The organism is Paenibacillus lycopersici (assembly GCF_010119935.1).
Taxonomy (GTDB): domain Bacteria; phylum Bacillota; class Bacilli; order Paenibacillales; family Paenibacillaceae; genus Paenibacillus_Z; species Paenibacillus_Z lycopersici.
Window position 1 is genome coordinate 2885260 of the sequence record NZ_CP048209.1, and the last position, 25605, is coordinate 2910864.

At 57.3% G+C, this 25605-nt stretch carries 23 protein-coding genes and 1 pseudogene; all 24 read left to right on the forward strand.

Translation table 11 applies throughout. The annotated features are described in order from the left end of the window. Positions 1-80: 80 nt before the first annotated feature. The 24 genes and pseudogenes from GXP70_RS12860 to GXP70_RS12975 all read left to right on the forward strand — a co-directional run bounded on the left by GXP70_RS12860 (position 81) and on the right by GXP70_RS12975 (position 25543). The gene (locus tag GXP70_RS12860; protein ID WP_162357186.1) at positions 81-1346 is read left to right on the forward strand and encodes a M16 family metallopeptidase; all 1266 of its coding nucleotides are present in this window, start codon (positions 81-83) and stop codon (positions 1344-1346) included. Positions 1347-1386: 40 nt separating this feature from the next. Then, a complete protein-coding gene (gene dut, locus GXP70_RS12865) occupies positions 1387-1770 on the forward strand; it encodes a dUTP diphosphatase (protein WP_263864131.1) in 384 nt (127 codons plus the stop codon). Between the two features lie 363 nt (positions 1771-2133). Continuing rightward, entirely contained in the window at positions 2134-3033 is a 900-nt protein-coding gene (gene dpsA / locus GXP70_RS12870; RefSeq protein ID WP_162357188.1) for a dipicolinate synthase subunit DpsA, read from the forward strand. After that, complete coding sequence (locus GXP70_RS12875; RefSeq protein WP_162357189.1) at positions 3030-3617, forward strand: dipicolinate synthase subunit B; 588 nt, start codon at positions 3030-3032, stop codon at positions 3615-3617. Before dpsA ends, GXP70_RS12875 begins: the two co-directional genes overlap by 4 nt. 42 nt (positions 3618-3659) lie before the next feature. Then, positions 3660-4258, forward strand: a pseudogene (locus tag GXP70_RS30300) (Asd/ArgC dimerization domain-containing protein); the annotation flags it as partial. Between the two features lie 72 nt (positions 4259-4330). Further along, positions 4331-5545: an aspartate kinase gene (dapG, locus tag GXP70_RS12885; protein WP_162357190.1), complete on the forward strand. Its 1215-nt coding sequence runs from the start codon at positions 4331-4333 to the stop codon at positions 5543-5545. 119 nt (positions 5546-5664) lie between these two features. Beyond that, positions 5665-6528 carry a 4-hydroxy-tetrahydrodipicolinate synthase gene (gene dapA, locus GXP70_RS12890; protein WP_162357191.1) on the forward strand — a complete coding sequence of 288 codons (864 nt, stop codon included), beginning with the start codon at positions 5665-5667 and terminating at the stop codon, positions 6526-6528. A 552-nt stretch (positions 6529-7080) separates the two neighbouring features. Further along, the gene (locus GXP70_RS12895; protein WP_318652435.1) at positions 7081-8688 is read left to right on the forward strand and encodes a ribonuclease J; all 1608 of its coding nucleotides are present in this window, start codon (positions 7081-7083) and stop codon (positions 8686-8688) included. Between the two features lie 344 nt (positions 8689-9032). Continuing rightward, positions 9033-9734: a ClpP family protease gene (locus tag GXP70_RS12900; protein WP_318652436.1), complete on the forward strand. Its 702-nt coding sequence runs from the start codon at positions 9033-9035 to the stop codon at positions 9732-9734. Further along, positions 9731-9955 carry a YlzJ-like family protein gene (locus tag GXP70_RS12905; protein WP_162357194.1) on the forward strand — a complete coding sequence of 75 codons (225 nt, stop codon included), beginning with the start codon at positions 9731-9733 and terminating at the stop codon, positions 9953-9955. Before GXP70_RS12900 ends, GXP70_RS12905 begins: the two co-directional genes overlap by 4 nt. Before the next feature lie 74 nt (positions 9956-10029). Next, positions 10030-12702: a DNA translocase FtsK gene (locus GXP70_RS12910; RefSeq protein ID WP_225442781.1), complete on the forward strand. Its 2673-nt coding sequence runs from the start codon at positions 10030-10032 to the stop codon at positions 12700-12702. A 98-nt stretch (positions 12703-12800) separates the two neighbouring features. Continuing rightward, positions 12801-13580: a spore cortex-lytic enzyme gene (sleB, locus tag GXP70_RS12915; protein ID WP_162357195.1), complete on the forward strand. Its 780-nt coding sequence runs from the start codon at positions 12801-12803 to the stop codon at positions 13578-13580. Positions 13581-13707: 127 nt separating this feature from the next. Continuing rightward, positions 13708-14988 carry an EF-P 5-aminopentanol modification-associated protein YfmF gene (yfmF, locus tag GXP70_RS12920; RefSeq protein WP_162357196.1) on the forward strand — a complete coding sequence of 427 codons (1281 nt, stop codon included), beginning with the start codon at positions 13708-13710 and terminating at the stop codon, positions 14986-14988. Between the two features lie 4 nt (positions 14989-14992). Continuing rightward, the gene (gene yfmH, locus GXP70_RS12925; protein WP_162357197.1) at positions 14993-16279 is read left to right on the forward strand and encodes an EF-P 5-aminopentanol modification-associated protein YfmH; all 1287 of its coding nucleotides are present in this window, start codon (positions 14993-14995) and stop codon (positions 16277-16279) included. Positions 16280-16293: 14 nt separating this feature from the next. Beyond that, positions 16294-17025: an elongation factor P 5-aminopentanone reductase gene (gene ymfI, locus GXP70_RS12930; protein WP_162360455.1), complete on the forward strand. Its 732-nt coding sequence runs from the start codon at positions 16294-16296 to the stop codon at positions 17023-17025. 89 nt (positions 17026-17114) lie between these two features. Beyond that, positions 17115-17366, forward strand: a complete 252-nt coding sequence (locus tag GXP70_RS12935; protein WP_162357198.1) for a DUF3243 domain-containing protein — start codon at positions 17115-17117, stop codon at positions 17364-17366. A gap of 154 nt (positions 17367-17520) precedes the next feature. Beyond that, positions 17521-18285 (forward strand): DUF3388 domain-containing protein, encoded by a 765-nt coding sequence (locus GXP70_RS12940; protein WP_162357199.1) that lies wholly within the window; start codon positions 17521-17523, stop codon positions 18283-18285. A 50-nt stretch (positions 18286-18335) separates the two neighbouring features. Beyond that, positions 18336-19301: a helix-turn-helix domain-containing protein gene (locus GXP70_RS12945; protein WP_162357200.1), complete on the forward strand. Its 966-nt coding sequence runs from the start codon at positions 18336-18338 to the stop codon at positions 19299-19301. A gap of 133 nt (positions 19302-19434) precedes the next feature. Then, positions 19435-19923, forward strand: a complete 489-nt coding sequence (locus GXP70_RS12950) for a YajQ family cyclic di-GMP-binding protein (RefSeq protein WP_162357201.1) — start codon at positions 19435-19437, stop codon at positions 19921-19923. Between the two features lie 148 nt (positions 19924-20071). After that, positions 20072-21397: a 30S ribosomal protein S12 methylthiotransferase RimO gene (gene rimO, locus GXP70_RS12955; protein ID WP_162357202.1), complete on the forward strand. Its 1326-nt coding sequence runs from the start codon at positions 20072-20074 to the stop codon at positions 21395-21397. Continuing rightward, on the forward strand, positions 21397-21981 hold the full coding sequence (pgsA, locus tag GXP70_RS12960; protein ID WP_162357203.1) for a CDP-diacylglycerol--glycerol-3-phosphate 3-phosphatidyltransferase: 585 nt from the start codon (positions 21397-21399) through the stop codon (positions 21979-21981). Before rimO ends, pgsA begins: the two co-directional genes overlap by 1 nt. A 115-nt stretch (positions 21982-22096) precedes the next feature. Continuing rightward, positions 22097-23356 (forward strand): competence/damage-inducible protein A, encoded by a 1260-nt coding sequence (locus GXP70_RS12965; RefSeq protein WP_162357204.1) that lies wholly within the window; start codon positions 22097-22099, stop codon positions 23354-23356. 214 nt (positions 23357-23570) lie between these two features. After that, complete coding sequence (recA, locus tag GXP70_RS12970; RefSeq protein ID WP_162357205.1) at positions 23571-24626, forward strand: recombinase RecA; 1056 nt, start codon at positions 23571-23573, stop codon at positions 24624-24626. Between the two features lie 242 nt (positions 24627-24868). Next, the gene (locus GXP70_RS12975; protein WP_162357206.1) at positions 24869-25543 is read left to right on the forward strand and encodes a RecX family transcriptional regulator; all 675 of its coding nucleotides are present in this window, start codon (positions 24869-24871) and stop codon (positions 25541-25543) included. Positions 25544-25605 lie beyond the last annotated feature (62 nt).

Consider the following 25605-nt stretch of genomic DNA (forward strand, 5'->3'; position numbering starts at 1 on the left):
GTTCCGAAGTAGTTTTGCTATGTCTCGCCGGAGAAATCGGCTGCGGGCTGCGCCCACAGAACTTGTAGGAGGAGTCAGTATTGAAGAATTATACGTTAAGCAACGGCCTCCGCGTCGTTGTGGAATACATTCCGACCTGCCGTTCCGTTTCGTTCGGTATCTGGGTCAAGACCGGCTCGCGCAATGAGACGCCGGACAATAACGGCATTTCCCACTTTATCGAGCATATGCTGTTCAAGGGCACGGAACGCCACAGCGCGAAGGATATCGCCGATTTGTTCGATGGCATCGGCGGCAACGTGAACGCGTTCACGGCCAAGGAATATACATGCTATTTCGCCAAAGTGCTGGATCAGCATCTGCCGATCGCGGTAGACGCGCTGGCGGACATGTTCTTCAATTCGAAGATGGACGCGGCGGAGCTTGCCAAAGAGAAGAACGTCATTCTCGAAGAAATCGCGATGTACGAGGATACGCCGGACGATAAGGTGCATGACGAAGCTTCGCGCGCGGCCTACGGCGATCACCCGCTCGCTTATTCCATCCTGGGCCTGGAAGAGCGCCTGAACGCGATGGACGGCGACACGCTGCGCGGTTACATGAACGGTCATTACCGGATCGACAATACCGTGATCGCCGTTGCGGGGAACGTGGAAGAAGGGCCGCTGCTGGAGCTGCTCGAGAAGCATTTCGGCGCCTTCAAGACGACCGGCTCGGAACTTGCCGTAACGACGCCGCAATTCAACGGCAATTATTTGTTCCATAAGAAGAAGACGGAGCAGAACCATATCTGCATCTCGTTCCCGGGCTGCTCCATCGCCGACCCGCTGCAATATGCGATGATTCTGCTGAACAACGCGATCGGCGGCGGCATGAGCTCCAGGCTGTTCCAGGAAATTCGGGAGAAGCGCGGCCTGGCGTATTCCGTCTATTCGTATCATACGTCCTACGCGGACAGCGGCTTATTCACCGTGTACGCTGGGACGGCGCCCAAGCAGACGAAGGACGTGCTGAACCTGACGATGGAGCAGATGCACGATCTGGCGGTGAAAGGCTTGACGGATGCCGAGCTCGCGCGCGGCAAGGAACAGCTGAAGGGCAGCCTGATCCTCAGCCTGGAGAGCACCAGCAGCCGGATGAACCGGTTGGGCAAGAACGAGCTGATGCTCGGCCGTCATTACACGCTGGATCAGATGCTGGAGCGGATCGATGCCGTTCAAATGGGCGATATCCGCGAAGTGACGAAACGGATGCTAGCGGTGCCGTTCGCGGTCGCGATGGTCGGCAGCAACGATAAAGCGGCGGCAGGGATCGGGAGGGACTCGCTTGTTTCAAGTATTGTTTAAACGGACGCCGGGCTGCGAGGACCTTCCGCTTCCGCGCAAAATGTCCGATCTGGCCGCGGGCTTCGACCTGCACGCCGCCGTAACGGAACCGGAAACGCTGCAGCCGGGCGAACGCAGGCTGATTCCGACCGGCTTCGCGATGGCAATGCCGGCGGCGCTCGAAGCGCAAATCCGTCCGCGCAGCGGCCTGGCGTTCAAGCATGGCATTACGTGCTTGAATTCGCCCGGCACGATCGACGCGGATTACCGCGGCGAAGTGAAGGTGCTGCTGATCAACCACGGGCAAGCGCCGTTCGTCATCGAACGCGGCGAGCGGATCGCGCAGATGGTATTCCAGCTCGTGCCGGAAGTCGCGATCGCGGAGACGGACGAATTGCCGGAAACGGTTCGCGGCGCGGGCGGCTTCGGCCATACGGGCGTTTAGTCGGGCTCCCTTAACAAGCATCAATAGCGCACGAAAGCACTGCAGTCTACGCTGCGGTGCTTTTTTTGTCCGCGCAATTCTCCGCGCGGAGGCAATTTCATTTTCACCACGCTCTGGGCGGATGCATAAGATGGTCTGTAACCATGAGCGCACACCGTCATCCGGCCGCCGGCAGCGGGCATCCGGATGCGGTACGGACGACCGAACCGTGGACGAAACCTACGCGCGTATCGGTTGCTGCCTGAAATACAAGCAAGCATAAGCTTCCGCTTACATGCAAGCTTGCATTTCTCCGGAATGAGACGCGCCGCGCTGCCAGAAGGATGGCGACAGCCGTCTCACCTTGAAAGGAGTGATACCTTTATGCTGACAGGAGTTCAGGTCGTGCTGCTTGGCGGCGACGCTCGGGGACTGGAGATCATCCGCAAGCTGACCGAGCTCGATGCGACCGTAACGGTCGCGGGTTTCGATCAACTGCATTCGTCCTTGGACGGCGCGGTTCGCGCGGAGATGAGCGAGTCGCTGTTCGTGAATGCGGATGCGCTGATCTTGCCGGCGGTCGGCACGGACGACGAAGGGAAGATCGTAGCCGTATTCAGCGATCAAGAGCTGGTGCTGACCGAGGCGTACATCGCCAAGCTGCCGAAGCATTGCAAAGTTTACGCTGGCATGGCCAAACCTTATCTGCGCGAGCTGTGCGCCAAGCATAGCATCGGTTTGGTGGAGCTGTTCGACCGCGACGACGTCGCCATATACAACTCGATTCCGACCGCGGAAGGCGCCGTCATGATGGCCATCCAGAATACGGACATCACGATTCACGGTTCCTCCAGCATGGTGCTCGGAATCGGCCGGACGGGGCTGACTTTGGCGCGGACGCTTCAAGGATTGGGCGCGAAAGTGAAGGTCGGCGTACGCAGGGAAGAGCATTTCGCAAGAGCCTGCGAGATGGGCTTCGAGCCCTTCTACATCAAGGATTTGCTGCATCATGTGAGTAATATTGACTTGCTTTTTAATACAATTCCGACTATGATAGTCACAGCGCAAATTATAGCAAATTTGCCCTCGCGAGCGGTCATTATCGACCTTGCTTCCAAGCCCGGCGGAACGGATTTCCGCTTTGCCGAGAAGCGCGGAATCAAGGCCTTGCTCGCCCCCGGCCTCCCAGGAATCGTCGCACCCAAAACAGCTGGACGCATCATGGCGGATTGTTTGAGTCGATTGATTATGGAAGATAACAGGTTACGGGGGAATGAGCAATGAAATGGCAAGGCAAAACGGTGGGCTACGCGCTCTCCGGTTCTCACTGTACGTTCGCGGAGGTTATGCCGGTTATCCAGCGCTTCGTCGACGAAGGAGCGAACGTCGTTCCGATCGTGACGCAGACGCTCATTACGACGGATACCCGTTTCGGAACGGCGGAAGAATGGCAGCGTCAGCTGAAGTCCATCACCGGGAATGAAATCATCTCGACCATCGTCGACGCAGAGCCCCTGGGGCCTTCCAAACTGCTCGACGTTCTCGTCATCGCCCCTTGCACGGGGAATACGACAAGCAAGCTCGCGAACGCCATGACGGACAGTCCCGTTCTGATGGCGGCGAAAGCGCAAATGCGAAACCAGCGTCCGCTCGTATTGGCCATCTCGACCAATGACGGACTCGGGTTGAACGCGGCGAATATCGCCAAACTGCTCGTATGCAAGAACGTATATTTCGTTCCGTTCGGGCAGGATAATCCGATTCAGAAGCCGAATTCGCTGGTGGCCAAAATGGAACTCGTTCCGGAAGCCTGCGAAGCGGCGCTGAACGGCAAACAGCTTCAGCCTCTCCTGATCGAGCGCGCCTAATCGCCGCAATAAGGGAGATGCGGCAATCAATGCCGCAGCAGAATGTCATCCGCCCGTTCCGCGGGCAAGCGGCTGAGGTTTAAAGGCAAGGCATATACAGTCGAAGAAGCAGCGCCGGACAGTTTCCAAGGTGTAGTAATCGCTTGGTTCAGTGCGGGCGGCGAGGTGTCCAGAGCACTTGCCCCCACGCTGTCGGGCGCGGCGCGGATTGCATCGGCAACGCGAACGCTTCTCGCATGGATCCGGACACGCCGTTGATCGCGCCGGAAGTCTGCATCGATTAAGTGAACGAACATAAAGGCATTATCCCAATTGCGATTTATGCGATTCCGCAAATTTCCGTCGTTGAAGGCATTCCGGAATCGGCATACGCAGAACTCACAAACGATTACGAGCTGGAAGACGTCAAAAATGTGCTTGCTGGCGCTCCAATCGTCGTGTTGGCCGATGATCCCGCAAGCCAGCGGTATCCGCCTTCGACGGATGCGGCCGGCAAGCCTGATGTGTTCGTCGGTCGGCTGCGCCGCGATTGGGGTCGCGCACGCGGCCTGAACTAATGGATCGTATCGGATAATCTGCTTATAGGAGCAGCATGGAACGCAGTTCAGATCGCAGAATACATCGCCATTGCAATGCCATAACGGTTAGCAGCAAGAGCAGGTTGTCAGACGGACGGTCCGGCGGGCTTCACAGTCGGATATGGAGGTTCGACAATGCGCATCCTCGTGCAAAAGTTCGGAGGCACCTCGTTGTCTACGGACGAAGCAAGAGAGCTAGTAATCAAGCATATCGAGCGTGAACGGCAACGCCAGTACGGACTGGTCGTTGTCGTCTCTGCAATGGGGCGGAAAGGCGACCCTTACGCAACGGACACGCTGCTTGCGCTGATCGCGCGGCACGGCGATTCGCTGCCGGCCAAGGAGCGAGACATGCTTCAAGGCTGCGGCGAAATCATTTCCGCGTCCGTGCTCTGCAGTCTTGTGCGCGCGGCGGGCATTCCGGCCATCGCGCTTACGGGCGGCGGAGCGGGCATCATTACGGATTCGCAGTTCGGCAAAGCAAGAATTTTGGAAATTCGCACGGAACGCATCCATCAAGCGCTGCGGGAAGGCCGCGTCGTCATCGTGACCGGCTTCCAAGGCGTTACCGAATCGGGAGATTATACGACCCTCGGCAGAGGCGGCAGCGATACGTCGGCAACGGCGCTGGGCGCGGCGCTTCATGCGGAGCGAGTCGATATCTATACGGACGTGAACGGAATCCTTACGGCAGATCCCCGGATCGTCAAAGACGCACGCGCATTATCCGTTATCAGTTATTCGGAAGTCGCCAACATGGCAAGGCAAGGAGCCAAGGTTATTCATCCGCGGGCCGTGGAAATCGCGCAGCAGGCGCGGATACCGCTGCGAGTCCGTTCGACGTTCTCCGAGGACGAAGGCACGCTCGTGACGGATACGGCCGACGTGCTGCGGACGGCCGCCGTGCGAGACAGGCATGTCACCGGCGTCGCGCATGTGAGCGGCGTTACCCAAATTACGGTTCAAGCGCAGGACGGTCCGTCCGACGTGCAGCTGCAGGTGTTTCAAGCGATGGCCAAACATCATATCAGCGTCGATTTCATTAACGTCAATCCGGGCGGAGCGGTGTATACGGTATTCGACCAGGATGCGGATAAAGCGGTTTCAGTGCTGCGGGATATCGGGTACGCGCCGCAAGCGGTGAACGGATGCGTCAAAATCTCGGTCATCGGCGGAGGCATGAACGGCGTCCCCGGCATCATGGCCCGGATCGTGGAAGCATTGACGGAGAAGGGGATTCCGATTTTACAATCCGCGGACTCGAATACGACCATATGGGTACTGGTGCGCGAGACGTATATGGCCAGCGCGCTTCAGGCGCTGCATGCCAAGTTTTCGCTGCATGAGTAACGGCCCTTGTTTGTTGCGGTTTCAGGCAATGAAGGCTCGAAGGGCCATTAGGCTTCGCAAGCGATCGTCATGGCTTTGATATTATGATTGTTGATGCAACAATTTTAGGAGGAATCGTTTTGGATTTCGGACGTTTAGTAACTGCGATGGTAACCCCGTTCTCTGCAGACGGTTCGATCGACTGGGACACGACAGGGCGGTTATTGACTTATTTGATTGACGACCAATCAAGCGACAGCATCGTCGTCTGCGGCACGACCGGCGAATCTCCGACGCTGACCGACGACGAGAAACGCGACTTGTTCACGTATGCGGTCAAGCATGCGGGCGGCCGCTGCAAGATCATCGCCGGCACGGGCAGCAACGATACGGCGCACTCGATCCATCTGACCAAGATCGCCGAACAATGCGGCGTTGATGCGGTGCTTCTCGTGGCGCCGTATTATAACAAACCGACGCAAGAGGGACTGTATCAGCATTTCAAAGCGATCGCGGAGTCGACGATGCTGCCGGTCATGCTGTATAACGTGCCGGGCCGGACGATTATCAGCCTGTCCGCCGCTACGACGCTGCGTCTGGCGCAATTGCCGAACGTCATCGCGACGAAGGAATGCGCATCGCTTGACCAGGTGACCGAGATTGTGACGGGCGCGCCCGAAGGCTTCCGCGTATATAGCGGCGACGACAGCGCCGCGCTTCCGGCGCTTGCCGTCGGCGCGCACGGGGTCGTGAGCGTCGCGAGCCATGTCGTCGGCAAGCCGATGAAAGCGATGATCCAAGCTTACCTGGAGGGCAACGCAGCGCTAGCTGCCAAGCTGCACGGCGAGAACCTGCCGGTATTCAAAGGATTGTTCGATCTGCCGAATCCGGTGCTCGTCAAAGCGGCATTGGCGCTTCGCGGACTTCCGGTCGGCGGCGTGCGCCTGCCGTTGGTCGCGGCCAACGAAAGCGAAATTGCGACGCTTCGTCAAGTTTTAAACTAATCATCACTGCTTCGTGGTTATAGCAGCTGCATTCGCCACAAACCGGTGCGCTTGCATCGGTTTTTTGTTTGATTTTCGATGGCGGAACGGTTAATTCGGCAGCTTGCTTCCCATCAAGCGAAGCCGGACAAGCCTCGCGGGGCGCGGGATGTGCACACGGAAGCGCTCACAGCTCGCATGTTTCCTACGCGCCAAGTCAAGATAGGTTACTTGTTTTTCCTATTTTCAATCATGTATAATGAAGGCAAGTGACGATGTGCGGCAAAATTTAGAAAACATGCAGCGCCTTGGACGGCGTTCGACTAGCACGGGTTATTAATTGCATGCAGCGGCTTTCCTGAGGGAGGAAATAGCTGCCGTGCAATTCAAGTTTCGGATTATAAATGGAATAGATGGAACGGAGTGTCTTTTCCCGATTCAGTGAGATCGGGAGAGGTGCACCTTGTTTCCTACTACGATTAGGAGGTATGGATTCACTTGTCTAATAAGAAGAACATCCAGGATAAGCTGCTTATTTTCGCGTTGGGCGGCGTTGGTGAAATCGGTAAGAACATGTACGTCGTTCAATACGGTAATGATATCGTTGTCGTTGATGCAGGTCTCAAATTCCCTGAAGAAGATATGCTCGGTATTGATATTGTTATCCCTGACATTACGTACTTAACGGAGAATCGCGATAAAGTAAGGGGCATTCTCATTACGCACGGCCACGAGGATCATATCGGCGGATTGCCTTACGTGATGAAGCACCTCAACGTGCCGCTGTACGCGACCAAGCTGACGCTCGGCCTCATCGAAGGCAAATTGAAAGAAGCCGGCCTGCTTGGCGAAACGAAACGGATTCTGATCAATGCCGACAGCGAAGTGCAGCTCGGCTCGATCAAAGCTTCGTTCTTCAAAACGAACCACAGCATTCCGGATTCGGTCGGCGTTTGCCTGGACACGCCTGAAGGCACGGTCGTACATACGGGCGACTTCAAATTCGACCATACGCCGGTTAACAATCAATACGCGGATTTGCAGCGCATTGCGGATATCGGCCGCCGCGGCGTACTGGCGCTGCTGTCGGACAGCACGAACGCGGAACGCGCAGGCTTCACGCCTTCGGAAAGCATGATCGGTTCGGAGCTGGAAGATATTTTCCGCAAAGCGACGCAGCGCGTCGTCGTCGCGACGTTCGCATCGAACGTGCACCGGATTCAGCAAGTCGTCAACGCAGCCATCGCGACGAAACGCAAAATCGCCGTCGTCGGCCGCAGCATGGTGAACGTCGTTACGATCGCTTCGGAGCTCGGCTACTTGAACATTCCGGAAGGAACGATCATCGAACCGGAAGAGATTAACAAAATGGCAGCCGACCGCGTTGCGGTCCTGTCGACGGGAAGCCAAGGCGAGCCGATGTCCGCGCTGACGCGGATGGCGCGTTCGACGCACCGCAAGGTCGATATTATGCCCGGCGATACCGTTATCATCGCAGCGACGCCGATTCCGGGCAACGAGCGTTACGTAGGCCGCACGGTCGACGAACTGTTCCGCCTCGGCGCGAACGTTATCTACGGACCAGGTTCCGTATCCGGCGTACACGTATCCGGTCACGGCAGCCAGGAAGAGCTGAAGCTGATGCTGAACCTCATCCGTCCGAAATATTTCATGCCGATCCACGGCGAATACCGGATGCTCCGCCAGCATGCGCTGCTTGGCGAAGCGGTCGGCATCGAGCGCGAAAACATTTTCATCGTCGACAACGGCGATACGGTTGAATTCCAAGGCGGAACGGCCCGTAAAGGAAGCAAGGTGCCGGCAGGCAACGTGCTGATCGACGGGTTGGGCGTCGGCGACGTAGGCAACATCGTGCTTCGCGACCGTAAACTGCTGTCGCAGGACGGCATTCTCGTCGTCGTCGTGACGCTGAGCAAGCAAGACGGCGCGATCCTGTCCGGTCCGGACATCATCTCCCGCGGCTTCGTCTACGTCCGCGAGTCCGAAGGCCTGCTCGAAGAGGCGAACCGGATCGTTACCTCGACGCTGCATAAGCTGATGAACGATAAAGTGAACGAATGGGCATCGCTGAAGACGAACGTGAAGGATGCGCTCGGCCGTTTCTTGTACGAGCAGACCCGCCGCCGTCCGATGATCTTGCCGATTATTATGGAAGTGTAATGGAATAACGCAATGAACCAGACGGTCTTTGGCGAAGCGAATGCTTCCGCCGAAGGCCGTTTTTGCGATTGCCGGCGCTGCATGCGTTCTCAAGCTGCCGGCCTCGGCCTCGGGCTTCCGGCTACAGGTTCCGTCTGCCGGATCCGGCTGCTGCATCTGCCTGCTGCATCCATGTCCCGGCTGCCGTCTTGGCGGCCATTGCATAAATCCGCATGCAGATTCCATACTATGCAGAGCCAGCCATGGCAAAGCATAGCATGCAAATTAAAGGAGGACAGGCAATGTGGGAGGACGCAATCACATCGGAGCAGCCGGAACCGCCGGCGGGAGAACGCAGGCCGCCGATGGGCAATCCCGTCGTCGAAACGATCCAGCAGTTGGGGCAGACGACGACGCCCGCTTCGGAATCGAATATTTTCTGCATGACGATCATCGGACAGGTAGAAGGGCATCTCGTGCTGCCGCCGCAGAACAAGACGACGAAGTATGAACATCTGATCCCGCAATTGGTCGCCGCGGAACAGAACGCGAAGATCGAAGGCATTATGATCGTCTTGAATACGGTCGGCGGCGACGTGGAGGCAGGCTTGGCCATTGCCGAAATGATCTCATCGCTTACGAAGCCGACGGTGACGCTCGTGCTGGGCGGCGGCCATTCCATCGGCGTCCCGATCGCGGTTGCCGGCAACGTATCCTTCATCGCCGAAACCGCGACGATGACCATCCATCCGATCCGGTTGAACGGACTCGTGATCGGGGTTCCGCAAACTTTCGAGTATTTGGATAAAATGCAGGAGCGGGTCACGCGGTTCGTTACGTCCCATTCCAATGTGACGGAAGAGAAATTCAAGGAACTGATGTTCAAAACCGGCGAACTGACGCGCGATATCGGCACGACGGTAATCGGCACCGACGCGGTCAAGCACGGGCTGATCGATCAGGTCGGCGGCATCGGACAGGCGCTGCGCCAGTTGAACATGCTGATCGAAGCGAGACGGCAATCGGCAGGGACGGCGGCGGCAAACGCAAGGGGGCTGACGCAATGACGATCTATTCGACGATGCCGCTGGAGCTCGTGTTCGAAGGCATTCATCAGCAGCCGGGGCCGTATGTTACCGTGCAAGCCGGCGACGTACGCCTGCAGCTCGAGGCGGTGTCGCCCGGCATCGGGCGCATCGTCAGAATTATGGACGGCCCGTTGGATGCGTTCCTGCGGTCGGAATTGACGCCGGGAACGCTCGTCGCCTACGGTCCATCGGCGCTGTAAACCGCGCCGCTGCTGGATAATAGTAGCGCATCGCACCTTGCTCCTATGGTATAATAAGGGCAGAGGTGACGATTTTGGCGAAGAAAAAGAAGAAGCGAAAAAGTTCGGTCGGGACGAGCCTCAAATACGAAGTGTACGGCATTTTGCTTATCACCGTGTCGGTGATTGCGCTTTCGGGCGAAGCGACGGTCGGCCGGGCATTATCCAAGTTATTCGGACTTGTATTAGGCAAGTTCTATTTTGTTTTGGCGCTGGTCGGCATCTACGTCGGTCTGGCGGTTATGGTCAAGCGGTCATGGCCGTCCGGATGGACGAGCAGGAAGACGGGCGTCCTGCTGGTGGTGCTAGCTTGTACGTTATGGAGCTCCATGGCCGTCATGGATCAGAAGATCGCGCCGACGGGAGGATTGACCTCCGCCTACATCTTGTCGCAGCTCGGCAGCGATATCCGCGGATCGCTCATGGATTCCCCATCGGATGCCGCGCAAGCGCATGAAGCGGTTCATGCCGCGAGCGGAGGCTATGCCGGCGCTATTCAGTACACGCTCCTGTTCTGGCTGTTCGGGTACTTCGGCGCGAAGTTCATCATGATCGTGATGTTCGCGATTTCGATCATGCTCATGACGGGCAAATCGTACGTCGATTTGCTGCGCGCCGGCCGCATCAGGGGCGCACGGTTCTGGTCGCTGCTACGAATGAAATTCGCCGCGCGGCGCCAAACGCTGGCCGCATCGGGACCGAAGACGATGGGCAAGCCCGTCGTCTCCCTGGATGATCTGGACGATGACGACGACGATGACGACTACGCCATGTCGATGAAATCGCGCGCGATGAAGAAGCGCCGCTCGCCGATCTTCTCCTGGTTCAATGACGTATCCAAATCGGACAACGGGCATGAGCATGGCGACGGCGATCATGAATGGCAGCTCGAGGACGGCCAGGCGAAAGAAGCGTTCAGCCGCAAAGCCGGCCAGCCTGCCGCATGGGATGACGATGACGAGCAGGAAGTACCGCTTGAAGCTTGGCGTTCTTCCGTGCTGGAAGGCGGCGAGACGGCGGACGGGGTACCGGCGAATGCCGAACAGACGCAGCAGGCGAGTCCGGTCATGGAGCGTCTCCATGACGATGCGCCCGATGGCGGCGAGCATGCGAATCAGCCTCCGGCTTCGCGCGCCTTCGACGAAGCGGAAGCCGCCGACGATGATGGCGATTACGCGGAAGAGCCTCCGGCATCGTCGCTGCCGCGCAGCCCGGCCATCGCCTCGCCGGACGAAGAGGACGGCGAGAGCGGGCCGGGAAGCATCGTCAAGCCGCCGACGGAGAAGCCGTACCTGCTGCCGTCGCTCGGACTGCTGCAGAAGCCGAGCGGAAGCGGCAAATCGGGCGATTCCGCCGATTCGGTGGAGTCGCGGCGCAAGCTGGAAGCGACGCTCGAAAGCTTCGGCGTCCGGGCCAAAGTGCTGGACGTCGTCCGCGGACCGGCGGTTACGCGCTACGAGGTGCAGCCGGCGACAGGGGTTAAGGTCAGCCGGATCGTCGGGTTGACGGACGATATCGCGCTCGCGCTCGCGGCCAAGGACATTCGGATGGAGGCGCCGATTCCCGGCAAATCCGCCATCGGCATCGAAGTGCCGAATACGGAAGTATCGGTCGTCACGATGCGCGAAGTCATGGAGACGCCGTCGTTTCAGAACGCGACGTCCCGGATGTCCATCGCGTTCGGACGCGATATCTCGGGTCAGCCGATCGTCGGCAACTTGGCCAAAATGCCGCATTTGCTCGTGGCGGGCGCGACGGGCTCCGGTAAATCCGTCTGCATCAACGGCATCATTACGAGCATTTTGTATAAGGCGAGACCGGACGAAGTGAAGCTGCTCATGATCGACCCGAAGATGGTCGAGCTGAATATGTACAACGGCATTCCGCATCTGCTCGCGCCGGTCGTGACGGATCCTAGGCGCGCTTCCCTGGCGCTGAAGAAAATCGTCGTCGAGATGGAGAAGCGTTACGAGATGTTCTCGAAATCCGGCACGCGCAACATCGAAGGCTACAACACGTTGATGGCCGACAATCCGGCTGCCGTGCTGCCGTACATCGTCGTTATCGTCGACGAGCTGGCGGATCTCATGATGGTCGCGGCCAATGACGTCGAGGACTCGATCTGCCGGCTCGCGCAAATGGCCCGCGCGGCGGGCATTCACTTGATCATCGCGACGCAGCGGCCTTCCGTCGATGTCATTACGGGCGTCATTAAAGCGAACATTCCTTCGCGGATCGCGTTCGGCGTTTCGTCGCAGGTCGACTCCCGTACCATTCTGGACATGGCAGGCGCGGAGAAGCTGCTTGGCCGCGGCGACATGCTGTTCCTCCCGGTCGGCATGTCGAAGCCGATCCGGGTTCAAGGCGCATTCCTGTCCGACCAGGAAGTCGAGGCCATCGTGAACTATGCCCGCGGCCAAGGGGAAGCGGAGTACAAGGAAGACCTGGTGCCCGAAATCGACGATTCGGCGAACGAGAACGAAGAGATCCTGGACGAGCTGTACGAGCAAGCCGTCCGCATCGTGCTGGAAGCCAAGCAGGCCTCGGTCTCGCTGCTCCAGCGGCGCATGCGCATCGGCTATACCCGCGCTGCCCGATTGATCGACCAGATGGAAGCGCGCAGCATCGTAGGTCCGTATGAAGGCAGCAAGCCGCGCGAGGTGCTGCTGACGATCGATCAGTACGACGCGGGCCGCATCAGTTCATAAATTGGGCGGCATGCATAGTTGTTCCCTCGATTTCTCATAATAGGAATAAGCTTCGCTTGCTTTGCAATCCATTTGCAAAAGAAAGGCAGATCCTAAAGATGAGAAATCGATTAATCGCGGTGACCATCGTCATCGTCCTCCTGTTGTTCGGCGCATTCACGTTCAAGCACGCGCATTTCGGCCGAACGACCGAGACGTTCAGCAGCGCCATCCTCAAGGTCGGCTCCACGGGCAAAGACGTGAGCGAGCTTCAAGGGCGCCTGAAGTACCTCGGTTATTTCGACGGCACGGTCGACGGCGTGTTCGGCGACAAGACGAAGAATGCCGTGACGTGGTTCCAATGGAAGTTCGGCTTGAAATCCGACGGCGTCGTCGGCGCCAAGACGAAGCTGAAGCTGTGGGAGGCTACCAAGAACTGGGCGCCTTCGGCTGCCGACAACGCCGGCGCGGGCAGCGGCGGCGGGAACGCCTCGAATCAAGGCAATGCGACGACGGACGTGCCGAAGTCGAACAATCTCGGGCTGTCCGCCAACGATCTGAAGCTGATGGCCAACGCGGTGTACGGCGAGTCTCGCGGAGAGCCTTATATCGGTCAAGTCGCGGTCGCTGCCGTCATTCTGAACCGCGTGAAGTCGCCCAGCTTCCCGAACACGGTTTCCGGCGTGATTTTTCAGCCGGGAGCGTTCACGGCCGTGGCGGACGGGCAAATCTGGCTGACGCCGAACGAGAATGCGAAGAAGGCGGTACAGGATGCGCTGAACGGCATGGACCCTACCGGCGGGTGCATCTATTACTTCAATCCGGAGACGGCGACGTCCAAGTGGATATGGTCGCGGCCGCAGGTGAAAACGATCGGAAAACATATTTTCTGCATGTAGCATCGGCTGAAGCAGCCCGCTTAAGGACGCGGGTTGCTTCTTCCTTTTCCGATCGGGTAGAATGGAATAGATCGTTGCGAAATGGAATAGATTGACTTTATATTAGAGCGGAAGGGGACGTGAACGCGTGAGCAACACGTCATTTCAACGAGGCCAGCTGAATCGGATTCGCCTCCATGTGCTGCCGACCAAACGTTTCAAAACCTTTTCGATTTCCCTGTATGCGGGACTGCCGCTTCATGAAAGTACCGTAACTTCGGCTGCATTGATTCCTTTCGTGCTGCGAAGGGGGACCGCTTCCACGCCGGAGACGATCGCGTTCCGCGAACGCCTCGATGAGCTGTACGGCGCCGGATTCGGGTTTGACGTATACAAGCGAGGAGACGCGCAAATCGTGCAGTTCCGCATGGATGTCATCAATGACCGGTTCGTTTCGTCGGATCAGCCGCTCTTGGCGGCATCGCTGAAGCTGCTCGGCGAGGTCGTGACCGATCCCGTCTTGGAGAACGGCGGGCTGCGCGCCAAGTACGTCGATGCGGAGAAACAGACGCTGCGCAAACGGCTGGAAGCGATCATTAACGATAAGATCCGTTACGCGTCGGAGCGCTGCCTCGAAGTGATGTGCGCGGATGAGCCGTACAGGCTGCACCCGTTGGGACGGCTGGAGGACATCGACGCCATCACGCCGGATTCCATCACGGCCGCGTACCGGGAATGGCTGAACAACGCCGCTTTCGATCTGTACGTCGTCGGCGATACGACGCTGGACGAGGTGAAGGCGCTCGTGGCGGAAGCATTCCGCGACAATCGGGGCGAGCCTGCCGTTTACGGGCTGCCGCAGGTGAATAAAACGGTCGGCGAGGTGAAGACCGTCGTCGAACGGATGGACGTGACCCAGGGCAAATTGAACATGGGCCTTCGCATCAACACGTCCTACGGCGACGACGACTATCCGGCCGCGCTGATGTTCAACGGGATATTGGGCGGCTACCCGCATTCCAAGCTGTTCCTCAACGTCCGGGAGAAGGCGAGCCTGGCGTATTACGCCGCATCCCGCCTTGACGGCCATAAAGGGATCTGCACGATCCAGTCGGGCATCGAATTCGGCAATTACGAGAAGGCGAAGACCATCATTCAAGAGCAGCTGGAGCAGATGCGCGGCGGCTCGTACAGCGAGCTGGAGATGAGCCAGACGAAAGCGATGATCGCCAACCATCTGCGCGAGCTGCAAGATTCCGCGAACGAGATGATCGGCTTCGACTTCAATGCCGTCCTATCGAAGCGGGAGCGCTCCGCCGCGCAGCTGCTGGAAGAAGTGCAGGCCGTGACGGCCGAGCAGATCGCGGCGGTCGCGCGCAAAACCGAGCTGGATACGATTTACTTCCTGCGTGACAGAAAGGAGGACTAGGCCGATGGAAACTTTAGCTTACCCGGGCGTTCAAGAGACGCTCTACCGCGAAGCGATGCCGAACGGCCTTGAAGTCGTCGTGCTGCCGAAGGAAGGCTTCAGCAAGACGTACGCGACGTTCTCGACCAAATACGGCTCCGTCGACAACCGGTTCGCCGTAGGCGATCAGGCGCCGATCTCCGTTCCGGACGGCATCGCGCATTTCCTGGAGCATAAAATGTTCGAAGAGCCGACGGGCGATATTTTTGCAACATTTGCCTCGCAAGGCGCGTCTGCTAATGCGTTCACCAGTTTTGACCGCACCGTGTATTTGTTCTCGGCTACCGAGCAGATCGAAGCCAACTTGTCGACGCTGATCGATTTCGTGCAGCATCCGTACTTCACGGACGAGAACGTCGAGAAAGAGAAAGGCATCATCGAGCAGGAAATCAACATGTACCGGGACAATGCGGACTGGCGCGTATATTTCGGGCTGATCGACGCGCTCTACCATAAGCATCCGATCCATATCGATATTGCCGGCACGGTGGAGTCGATCCGCCAGATTGACAAAGAAACGCTGTATCGCTGCTACGAAACGTTCTATCACCCGTCGAACATGTTCCTGTTCGTCGTCGGCGGCGTGACGCCGGAGGCTGTGATGAAGCTGGTCCGCGACAATCAGGCGCGGAAGTCCTTCAAGCCGCAGGGCGAGATCAAACGCTTCTTCGATGCCGAGCCGGAGACGGTGAAGCTGCCGGTGAAGAAGACGTCGCTCCCCGTCTCGATGCCGAAATGCATGATCGGGTTCAAAGAAAGCCGAGGATCGGCCGATCCGGATCAATTGCTGCGCACGGAGCTGACGACGAAATTAATGCTGGATGCGCTGCTTGGCTCGAGCTCGCCGATTTACCACGCCCTCTACGACGACTCGCTGATTACGGATTCGTTCGGACACGAGTTCAACAGCAGCGAAGACTACGCGTTCTCCGTCGTCGGCGGGGAGACGCGCGATCCCGACGAGCTGATCCGCCGGCTGCGCGAAGCGATCGAACGCGCGCAAGCGGAAGGCTTGGATCAAGCGGCTTTCGAACGGACGAAAAGGAAGAAGATCGGCGGATACTTGCGAATGCTCAACTCCCCTGAAGCGATTGCCAGTGAATTTACGCGCTATCGGTTCCGCGGAGCCGACTTGTTCAAGCTTCTGCCGGTATACGAAGATATAACGCTGGACGAAGCCAACGCGCGGCTTCGCAGCCATTTCGATTGGAACCGGATGGCCGTGTCCGTCGTCGCGAAAGACGCCCAGTGAAAACGTTAAAGGAAATGACGGTGCTCATTACCGGGGGAAGCCGCGGGATCGGCGCAGCAATCGCTCGCCGGTTCGCCGTGGAGAGCATGAACGTCGTCATTCACTACAATCAAGCGCATGAGGCTGCGAACGAAACCGCTCGCAGCTGCATGCGGCTCGGCGCTGCGAACGTGATGACCGTCTCGGCGGATATCCGTTCAAGGGAACAGCTGCTGCGGATGCGCGAGAAGCTGGAACAGCGGGGGATGATCCCCGATATCGTCGTCAACAATGCGGGCGTTGCGCATTACGCCATGCTCGCGGACGTGACGGACGACATTTGGGACGAGATCATGAACGTCAACTTGAAGGGCATGTTTCTATGCACGCAGCTCTTCATGCCCGCGATGATTCAGCAGCGCTTCGGCCGCATCATTAACGTCTCGTCGATTTGGGGCATTTCCGGCGCTTCCTGCGAGGTGCTGTATTCCACGAGCAAAGGCGGCATGAACGCCTTCACGAAAGCGTTGGCCAAGGAGCTCGCGCCTTCCGGCGTCACGGTGAACGCCGTAGCCCCGGGCGCCGTGGATACCGTCATGCTGGACAACCTGAACGCGGACGAGAAGGTCGCGCTGGAATCGGAAATTCCGGTCGGCCGCTTCGCGCAGCCGGCAGAAATCGCTTCGCTCGTTTATTTCCTGGCCTTGCCGGAATCGGCCTATATAACGGGCCAAATCATCAGCCCGAACGGCGGCTGGCTGACCTAATTCATCCGCATAAGAATCGCTCCTTTCGCGAACAATACGGTTGTTGCTGATCAACACACAGCCAAACGCAAAAGGAGGAACTGTTCCAAATGTCAAATGTCCTTTCTAATTTCGGCTCATGGAAAGAGTTTTTGTCCGACAGGGTGGAGCAAGCGAAAGGCATGGGAATGAATGAAGAGACGATTGCCAACCTCGCTTACGAAATCGGATCCTTCCTGGACGAGAAAGTCGACCCTAAGAACGAGCAGCAGCGCACGCTGAAGGAATTATGGGATGTCGGCGACGAATCGGAACGCAAAACGATTGCCGGCATGATGGTCAAGCTCGTGCAAAAATCGTAACCACCTTTCCCGAAAAGCCTCCCGTGCGGAGGCTTTTCTATAATGTTCCTGCAGACATGCAGGAAGGTTGCAGGATATTGACGAATATTGTAGAATAATATTTTTAGTGCATCCTACCGTCTAATTATCCTTTATTCCGTCTATGAGGTGTCCTATGGAATTCAAACAATGGTATATGGAATACAAAATACATAAGAACCGCCCCGGTTTGCTGGGCGATATCGCATCGCTGCTCGGCATGCTCGAGGTGAATATTCTGACGATCAACGGCGTGGAGAACCGGACGCGCGGCATGCTGATCCAGACGAACGACGACGAGAAGATCGAAATTCTGGGCCGCATGCTGCAGAAGGTCGATAACATTACGGTGCTGAAGCTGCGCGAGCCGAAGCTCGTCGATATTCTCGCCGTGCGGCACGGCCGTTACATCGAGCGGGACTCCGACGACCGCAAGACGTTCCGCTTCACGCGGGACGAGCTGGGGATGCTCGTCGATTTCCTGGGCGAAGTATTCAAGCGGGAGGGCAATCAAGTCATCGGCCTCCGCGGCATGCCGCGCGTGGGCAAGACGGAATCGATTATCGCCGGCAGCGTCTGCTCCAACAAGCGGTGGACCTTCGTCTCCTCGACGCTGCTCAGGCAGACGGTTCGCAGCCAGCTGTCCGAGGAAGAAATGACCCCGAACAATATTTATATTATCGACGGGATCGTGAGCACCATCCGTTCCAACGAGAAGCATCACGCCCTGCTTCAGGAAATCATGGCGATGCCGTCGACCAAAGTGATCGAGCATCCGGATATTTTCGTGAAGGAATCGAATTATGAATATAGCGATTTCGATTATATTATCGAGCTTCGCAATACGCCGGACGAGGAAATTTCGTACGAGTCGTTCACGATGGGCTTCAACGATTTTTAATTGACGATGCAACGAGCAGCCATTTGCTAAACTGATGAGGAGGTGTGGACATGTCGGATTTGGGCGCATTGCTCAAAAAAGCAAGGGAGCAGCGCAATCTATCCTTGGATGATATACAGGATTTGACGAAAATCCGCAAGCGTTATCTTGAAGCCATCGAGGAAGGCGATTACAGCGTGCTTCCCGGTTCCTTCTACGTGCGTGCATTTGTGAAAAACTATGCCGAGTCCGTAGGGCTTGACGCCGAAGAAGTGCTGCGGCTCTACAACAGGGAGATTCCGTCGAGCGTTCCCGAGCAGGTGATCGAGCCCGTCCAACGTCCGCGCCGCGCTCGGACGCAATCGGCCGACCGTTTAAGCAGATGGGGATTTCGGGTGCTGATGTGGTCGTTCCTGCTGCTGATCGTCGTGCTCGTCTACGTTTTCGCGATCAAACAGCCGAATAAGGACAATGTCGATTCCGCGGATCAGACCAAGATGACGGATCAGACGCAGCCTCCGGCATCGTCTCCGGACAAGGATACGGTGAAGAATGGGGAAGGCAATGCCGCTGCGAACGGTACGGGGGCGGGCACGGATACGACCCAGACGCCGGAAGATCAGACGCCGCCTGAGGACCAGACGACTCCGCCAGCGCCGACGACCACGCTGACGCTTGACCGGACGTCGGGAACGACGGATTACTACAATGTCTCTCCGGCCGGCAAGCATACGATCGAGATGAAAGCCAATGGCACGACGTGGGTAGGCATCTATTTGAAAAGCCGTACGGGTAAAATGGTGCTCAGCCAGACGATCGACCTTCAGAAGGTGCCGTCCGTTACGTACGAAGCGGACGGTCCGGTTTATATTAACGTCGCGCATGCCAAATCGGTTGAGATCACCGTTGACGGCGTAGCGATCGACGACGGCAACAAATCCGGTTCGCATCACGTCCAGCTGACGCCTGTCGAGGGTACTGCCGGCACGACGGATACCGCGGGTACGACGAATACGGGAACGACAACGACGCCTTAACCTGCTTCCGGGTTCGCCCAAAGGCATTCAGACTGAAGCGATTCGGTTCTGGATGCCTTTTCTTGCGAAGCGGGATACGTTATAATACATGACAAGATAAGGAAAGCAGAACGTAATAAAGGAGCTGCAGCACATGGCCGAGCATTCTTTCGATATCGTCTCGAAAGTCGATATGCAGGAATTAAGCAATGCGATTACCCAGGCGGAACGCGAAATCGACACGCGGTTCGATTTCAAAGGCACGAAGACCAGCTTCACGCTGGAGAAGGCCGATCTCGTCGTCGTCTCGGATGACGAATACAAATTGAAGAGCGTCATCGACATTCTTCAATCCAAGATGCTGAAGCGCGGCGTGCCGATCAAGAATATGGAGTTCGGCAAGGTCGAAGCCGCTTCCATGGGCACCGTCAGACAGAAGGTGAAGCTGAAGCAAGGCATCGAGCAGGACAGCTCCAAGAAGATCAACGTGCTGATCCGCGACTCCAAGATCAAAGTGAAGAGCCAAATCCAGGGCGATTCCATCCGGGTAACCGGCAAAAGCCTCGACGATCTGCAAGCCGTCATTGCCCTTCTCAGAGGCGCGGATTTGCAAATCGACCTGCAATTTAACAATTTTAAGTAGGCCGAAGCGTCTCGTCCTCGCATGGCGGAGGGGTCCCATTCGCAGCTTTTAATGCTGCCGGGTGGGACTTTTTCCTGTTTTGACACTGCATAGGGCTTGTATTATACTTGTTAAGATAGCTTTTCGGAGGGGTTTGGGGGATACATCGATGACTGAAAGAGTGAAAGTCGTAACGTTAGGATGCGAGAAAAATCTCGTCGATTCCGAAATCATGTCGGGCTTGATCGATGCCAGAGGTTACCAGCTGGTGGATCAGGCGGACGATGCAACCGTAATCATTGTGAACACTTGCGGCTTTATCGACGCCGCCAAAGAAGAATCCGTCAACACGATTTTGGACATGGCGGAGTTGAAGGAGACCGGCCGCTTGAAGGCGCTGATCGTCTCCGGCTGCCTGACGCAGCGGTACAAGCAGCAGCTCATGGAGGAAATGCCGGAAATCGACGGCATTGTCGGAACGGGCGATTTTCATCATATTACCGACATCGTCGACGAAGCGCTTCGCGGCAAAAAGCCCGCGAAAGTCGGCAATCCGGTGTTCGATTACGACCAGAAGCTGCCGCGTCTTGTGACGACGCCCCGCTACACGGCATTCGTCAAGATCGCGGAAGGCTGCGATAACGCCTGCACGTTCTGCTCCATTCCGATCATGCGCGGCAAGTTCCGCAGCCGTTCGATCGAGTCGATCGTGGCCGAAGTTAAGTCGCTCGCCGATCAGGGCGTGCGCGAAGTCAGCCTGATCGCGCAGGATTCCACGAATTACGGCACCGATCTATACGACAAGTTCATGCTTCCGGAGCTCCTTAACCGCGTCAGCGAAGTGGAGGGCATCTCTTGGGTGCGCCTGCACTATGCGTATCCCGGCTTCTTCACGGACGAGCTGATCGAAGCGATAGCGACGAACGACAAAGTGTGCAACTATATCGATATGCCCTTGCAGCACAGCGAAGATTCCATCTTGAAGCGGATGCGCCGCCCGGGGCGCCAGCGCGACGCGCGTGAGCTTGTCTCCCGCATTCGTGCGCGCATTCCTGACGTCGCGCTGCGAACGTCGATTATCGTCGGGTTCCCCGGCGAAACCGACGAGGATTTCAACCGCCTGTGCGATTTCGTGCGCGATATGAAGTTCGATCGTCTCGGCGTCTTCACCTATTCCCCTGAAGAAGATACGCCGGCCGTCCGTCTGCCGGACGCCGTGCCGGACGACGTGAAGGAATGGCGTTCCACTACGCTGATGGAGATTCAACGGGAAGTGTCCAAGGAACTGAGCGGCAAGCATATCGGCAAGGAAATCGACGTGCTGGTCGAGCGATACGACGGCAGAAGCGACGTCTACGTCGGACGTTCTCCGTACGATGCTCCGGAAATCGACGGCGAAGTGTTTATTTCGAACTGCAAAGCGGCGATCGGTGAAATTCAGAAGGTGCGCATTACGCACGCTTACGAATTTGACATGTCCGGGGAGGGGCTATAGTGAACTTAGCCAACCGCATTACGCTCGCGCGCATCTTCTTGGTGCCGATTATTATGGTGCTGCTGCTCATCAACGTCGACTTGAAGCCGCTCACGCTCGACGGCTCCGAGTTCTCGATCACGTGGAATCAAATCCTGGCTGCGCTTGTGTTTATCGTAGCGGCGAGCACGGACGGTCTTGACGGGTATATCGCGCGCAAGAACAAAATCGTGACCAATCTAGGCAAGCTGCTTGACCCGCTGGCGGACAAGCTGCTCGTCGCGGCCGTTCTCATTTCCCTCGTGGAGATGGAGAAGCTGCATGCCTGGATCGCGATCGTCATCATCAGCCGCGAGTTCGCGGTTACCGGATTGCGTCAAATCGCGCTGCTGGAAGGGACGGTCGTCGCGGCCAGCAAATGGGGCAAGTGGAAAACGGCGGTGCAGATCACGATGATCATCGTGCTGCTGCTGAACAATTTCCCGTTCGCGTTCTTCGATTTCCCGTTCGATCAAATTTCGATTTACGCGGCTGCGATCATTACGGTGTATTCCGGAATCGATTATTTCGTCAAAAACAAAAATCTTATTCCGCTTACGGCATAGCTCGGCTTCTACGGCATCACTCTTTCGCATTTTACGGATCGGGTGATGCTTTGTCGTTCCAATGAACGTTCGGTTATTCGGGTTTATCCTATACATACGAAGTGGAGTTGATGAGATGCGCGCAGAAATCATAGCCGTCGGAACGGAATTGCTGCTCGGCCAGACGGTGAACACGAACGCCACCTACATATCGCAGGGACTGGCGGAGCTCGGGATCGACGTGTACTTCCAGACCGTCGTCGGCGATAATGAGGGCCGCATTCGCGAGGCGATCCGGCTGGCGCGGTCCCGCGCGGATTTGATCCTGTTCACCGGCGGATTGGGGCCGACGATGGACGACTTGACGAAGGACGCGCTGGCTTCGTACCTGGGACGCTCCGTCTCGGAGCATGAACCGAGCATGAACAAAATCGAAGCGATGTTCAAATCGCGCGGCGTTCATATGGTCGAGAGCAACCGCAGGCAGGCGAATTTGATCGAAGGCTGCGATCCGCTCGACAACGAAGCGGGGCTGGCCGTCGGCAACGCGTTGACGGTTGACGGTACGCACTACGTGCTGCTGCCCGGTCCGCCGCGAGAGATGAAGCCGATGTTCGACGGACCGGCGAAGGCATGGCTGCGCGGCATTATGAACGAGGATCGCAGGCTCTATTCGCGGCTGCTCAAATTCGCCGGGATCGGCGAGTCCAACCTGGAGCAGGCGCTGATCGACCTGATCGAGACGCAGACGGATCCTTCCATTGCGCCGTATGCCAAGGAAGGCGAAGTGGCGATCAGAATCTCTACGAAAGCGCTGAGCGAGCTCGAGGCGAACGCCAGGCTGGATGCGGCCGAGGAGCAGATCAACGAGCGCGTCGGCCAATATCTCTACGCCCGCGAAGACATCGCGCTGGAGGAAGCGGTCATTCGCCAATTGCGGGCGTCCAGACGGACGCTGGCGAGCGCGGAGAGCCTGACAGGCGGCTTGTTCGCGCAGCTCGTTACGCGGATTCCCGGCAGCAGCGGCGAGTTCACGGGCGGCGTCGTGACGTATACGAACGTCATGAAGCATCGCCTGCTGAGCATTCCGATGTCGCAGCTGGAAGGGACCGGCGCGCCGGGAGCGGTCAGCGAATCGACCGCGGCGCTGATGGCGGAGCGGGTGCGCGAGCTGGCGGACAGCGACTTCGGCGTATCGTTGACAGGGGTGGCGGGCCCTTCGGAATCCGAGGGCAAGCCGGTCGGCCTTGTTTATTTCGGGCTGGCCGAGCGGGGGAAGCAGACGAAAGTATTCACGGGGCATTTCAGCGGCAACCGGGAAATGATCCGCGTCCGCTCCGCGAAATCGCTTCTATACCGGCTATGGCAAGCTTTGTCCGGCAAAGAAGGATCCTAGGGAATGGTGTAACAAATAGAGCTTGCCAACGTTTTTGCGATCGACTATAATCGACTTAAACGGAAGGACCGTGGCGAAGATTTACTTTGCTGCGGTCTTTTTTTTCGCTCTATTGGCCGATAGAGAAAATAAGAATATATGTTCGCAAAAAGTCTTGTCAAAGCATCGGAAACAAGGTATCATGGGTATATAAATCAAGAGGGATGTGAGTTCGTTGGCAGATCGTAAAGCTGCGCTTGAAATGGCTCTGCGTCAAATAGAGAAGCAATTTGGTAAAGGCTCCATAATGAAACTCGGTGAATCGACACATATGCAAGTTGAAACCGTATCCAGCGGTTCGCTCGCATTGGATATAGCGCTCGGCATCGGCGGCTTTCCCCGCGGCCGGGTTATCGAAGTCTACGGACCGGAATCTTCCGGTAAAACAACGGTTGCGCTGCATGCGATCGCTGAAGTTCAGCGCGCCGGCGGACAAGCCGCTTTCATCGATGCGGAGCACGCGCTCGATCCTTCTTACGCGAACAAGCTTGGCGTAAACATTGACGAGCTGCTGCTTTCGCAGCCGGATACGGGCGAGCAGGCGCTTGAAATCGCCGAGGCGCTCGTGCGCAGCGGCGCTGTCGACATCGTCGTCGTCGACTCCGTGGCCGCGCTCGTGCCGAAGGCCGAGATCGAAGGCGACATGGGGGATTCCCACGTCGGTCTGCAAGCGCGCCTCATGTCGCAGGCGCTGCGCAAGCTCTCCGGCGCAATCAGCAAATCGAAGACGATTGCGATCTTCATTAACCAATTGCGCGAGAAAGTCGGCGTTATGTTCGGCAATCCCGAGACGACGCCTGGCGGACGCGCTTTGAAATTCTATTCGACGGTACGGCTCGACGTTCGCCGCATCGAATCGATCAAGCAAGGCAACGACGTTGTCGGCAACCGTACGCGTATCAAAGTCGTGAAGAACAAGGTTGCGCCTCCGTTCAAGCAGGCGGAGATCGATATTATGTACGGCGAAGGCATCTCGAAGGAAGGCAGTATCGTCGACATCGGCGTCGAGCACGATATCATTCAGAAGAGCGGCGCATGGTTCTCGTTCAACGGCGAGCGTCTGGGACAAGGCCGCGAGAATGCGAAGCAGTTCCTGAAGGAGCGCGCCGACATCGCTTCCGTTATCGAGAAGATGATCCGCGATGCCAGCAACGTTGCAGCAGCGACTGCGACGGCGGCATTCAGCGAAGACGAGGAAGACGAGGACGAATTGGATCTGGATCTCGAATAAGAACTGTGCCGGCAGCGGGCCGACTAATCAGAGAAGCACCTGAGACAGGTGCTTCTCTTTTTTACAGATGTTTCTGCGGAATGAGTAGACTCGAGCTTAGAGCTGGTAGAGTGATAACGGCATGGATTGGAAGTTTAACTTTGTTGGCCGTCGTCATCATATACCTATTGTTGGCTGCAGGTTTGCCATGCGGAGAGCTTGCGATTACTGCGATGAACGCGGATAGGAAACTTGTTAGAGGGGTGAGCGGCATTTTAACGATTACGAGCGTGGAGCAAGACCCGAAGAAGAAACAACGCTATTACCTATATGTCAATGAAGCGCAAGAGCCATTTACGAGCGTGCACGAAGACCTGCTTATCAAGTTTCGGCTCTTGAAGGGAAGAGAAATCGAAGCCGATGAGCTGAAGCAGATCGTGCTGGAAGACAGTCATCATCGTGCCTATGTCGCAGCGCTTGCCTATTTGGGAGCGAGACCGCGGACGGAGAAGGAAATTATGCGCTATCTGGCTCGCAAGGCGCTGGACGAGCAAGCGGCGCGGCAAGCGATCGAGCGGCTGCGGAAGGAAGGCCTCGTCAACGACCCCGTCTATGCCGAGCTGTATGCCGCGCAGCGGATGCGGTCGCAGATGAAGGGGCGGCGCCTTCTGCAGCAGGAGCTGCTTCAGCGAGGCATCAAGCGGGATACGGCCAAGGAAGCCGCTTCGAAGCTGAATGCCGAGTCCGAGACGGAGATCGCGGTCAGCGCAGCAATGAAGAAATGGCCCCATATTAAAGGAGAAATCCGCGAGCGAAAGCAGAAGCTGGCCGCGTTCTTGCTGCGCCGCGGCTTTCCTTCATCCAGCGTCAGAGAGGCCGTGAAAGCGGCGGCGGAAGCGGAGCTCGACGACGATGATGGGCTAATGCTTGACAATTGATTTTCACAAAAGATAAAATGAAAGTGTATTCTTACTTCCAGAATCGATTTTCCTTCCAAAAA

What these genes read in the sequence shown, in the direction of transcription:
- dut (WP_263864131.1), top strand. Translation starts at nt 1,387, where the DNA reads ATGTCCGATCTGGCCGCGGGCTTCGACCTGCACGCCGCCGTAACGGAA.
- dpsA (WP_162357188.1), top strand. Translation starts at nt 2,134, where the DNA reads ATGCTGACAGGAGTTCAGGTCGTGCTGCTTGGCGGCGACGCTCGGGGA.
- GXP70_RS12875 (WP_162357189.1), top strand. Translation starts at nt 3,030, where the DNA reads ATGAAATGGCAAGGCAAAACGGTGGGCTACGCGCTCTCCGGTTCTCAC.
- dapG (WP_162357190.1), top strand. Translation starts at nt 4,331, where the DNA reads ATGCGCATCCTCGTGCAAAAGTTCGGAGGCACCTCGTTGTCTACGGAC.
- GXP70_RS12895 (WP_318652435.1), top strand. Translation starts at nt 7,081, where the DNA reads ATGTACGTCGTTCAATACGGTAATGATATCGTTGTCGTTGATGCAGGT.
- GXP70_RS12900 (WP_318652436.1), top strand. Translation starts at nt 9,033, where the DNA reads ATGGGCAATCCCGTCGTCGAAACGATCCAGCAGTTGGGGCAGACGACG.
- GXP70_RS12905 (WP_162357194.1), top strand. Translation starts at nt 9,731, where the DNA reads ATGACGATCTATTCGACGATGCCGCTGGAGCTCGTGTTCGAAGGCATT.
- sleB (WP_162357195.1), top strand. Translation starts at nt 12,801, where the DNA reads ATGAGAAATCGATTAATCGCGGTGACCATCGTCATCGTCCTCCTGTTG.
- yfmH (WP_162357197.1), top strand. Translation starts at nt 14,993, where the DNA reads ATGGAAACTTTAGCTTACCCGGGCGTTCAAGAGACGCTCTACCGCGAA.
- ymfI (WP_162360455.1), top strand. Translation starts at nt 16,294, where the DNA reads ATGACGGTGCTCATTACCGGGGGAAGCCGCGGGATCGGCGCAGCAATC.
- GXP70_RS12935 (WP_162357198.1), top strand. Translation starts at nt 17,115, where the DNA reads ATGTCAAATGTCCTTTCTAATTTCGGCTCATGGAAAGAGTTTTTGTCC.
- GXP70_RS12940 (WP_162357199.1), top strand. Translation starts at nt 17,521, where the DNA reads ATGGAATTCAAACAATGGTATATGGAATACAAAATACATAAGAACCGC.
- GXP70_RS12945 (WP_162357200.1), top strand. Translation starts at nt 18,336, where the DNA reads ATGTCGGATTTGGGCGCATTGCTCAAAAAAGCAAGGGAGCAGCGCAAT.
- GXP70_RS12950 (WP_162357201.1), top strand. Translation starts at nt 19,435, where the DNA reads ATGGCCGAGCATTCTTTCGATATCGTCTCGAAAGTCGATATGCAGGAA.
- rimO (WP_162357202.1), top strand. Translation starts at nt 20,072, where the DNA reads ATGACTGAAAGAGTGAAAGTCGTAACGTTAGGATGCGAGAAAAATCTC.
- GXP70_RS12965 (WP_162357204.1), top strand. Translation starts at nt 22,097, where the DNA reads ATGCGCGCAGAAATCATAGCCGTCGGAACGGAATTGCTGCTCGGCCAG.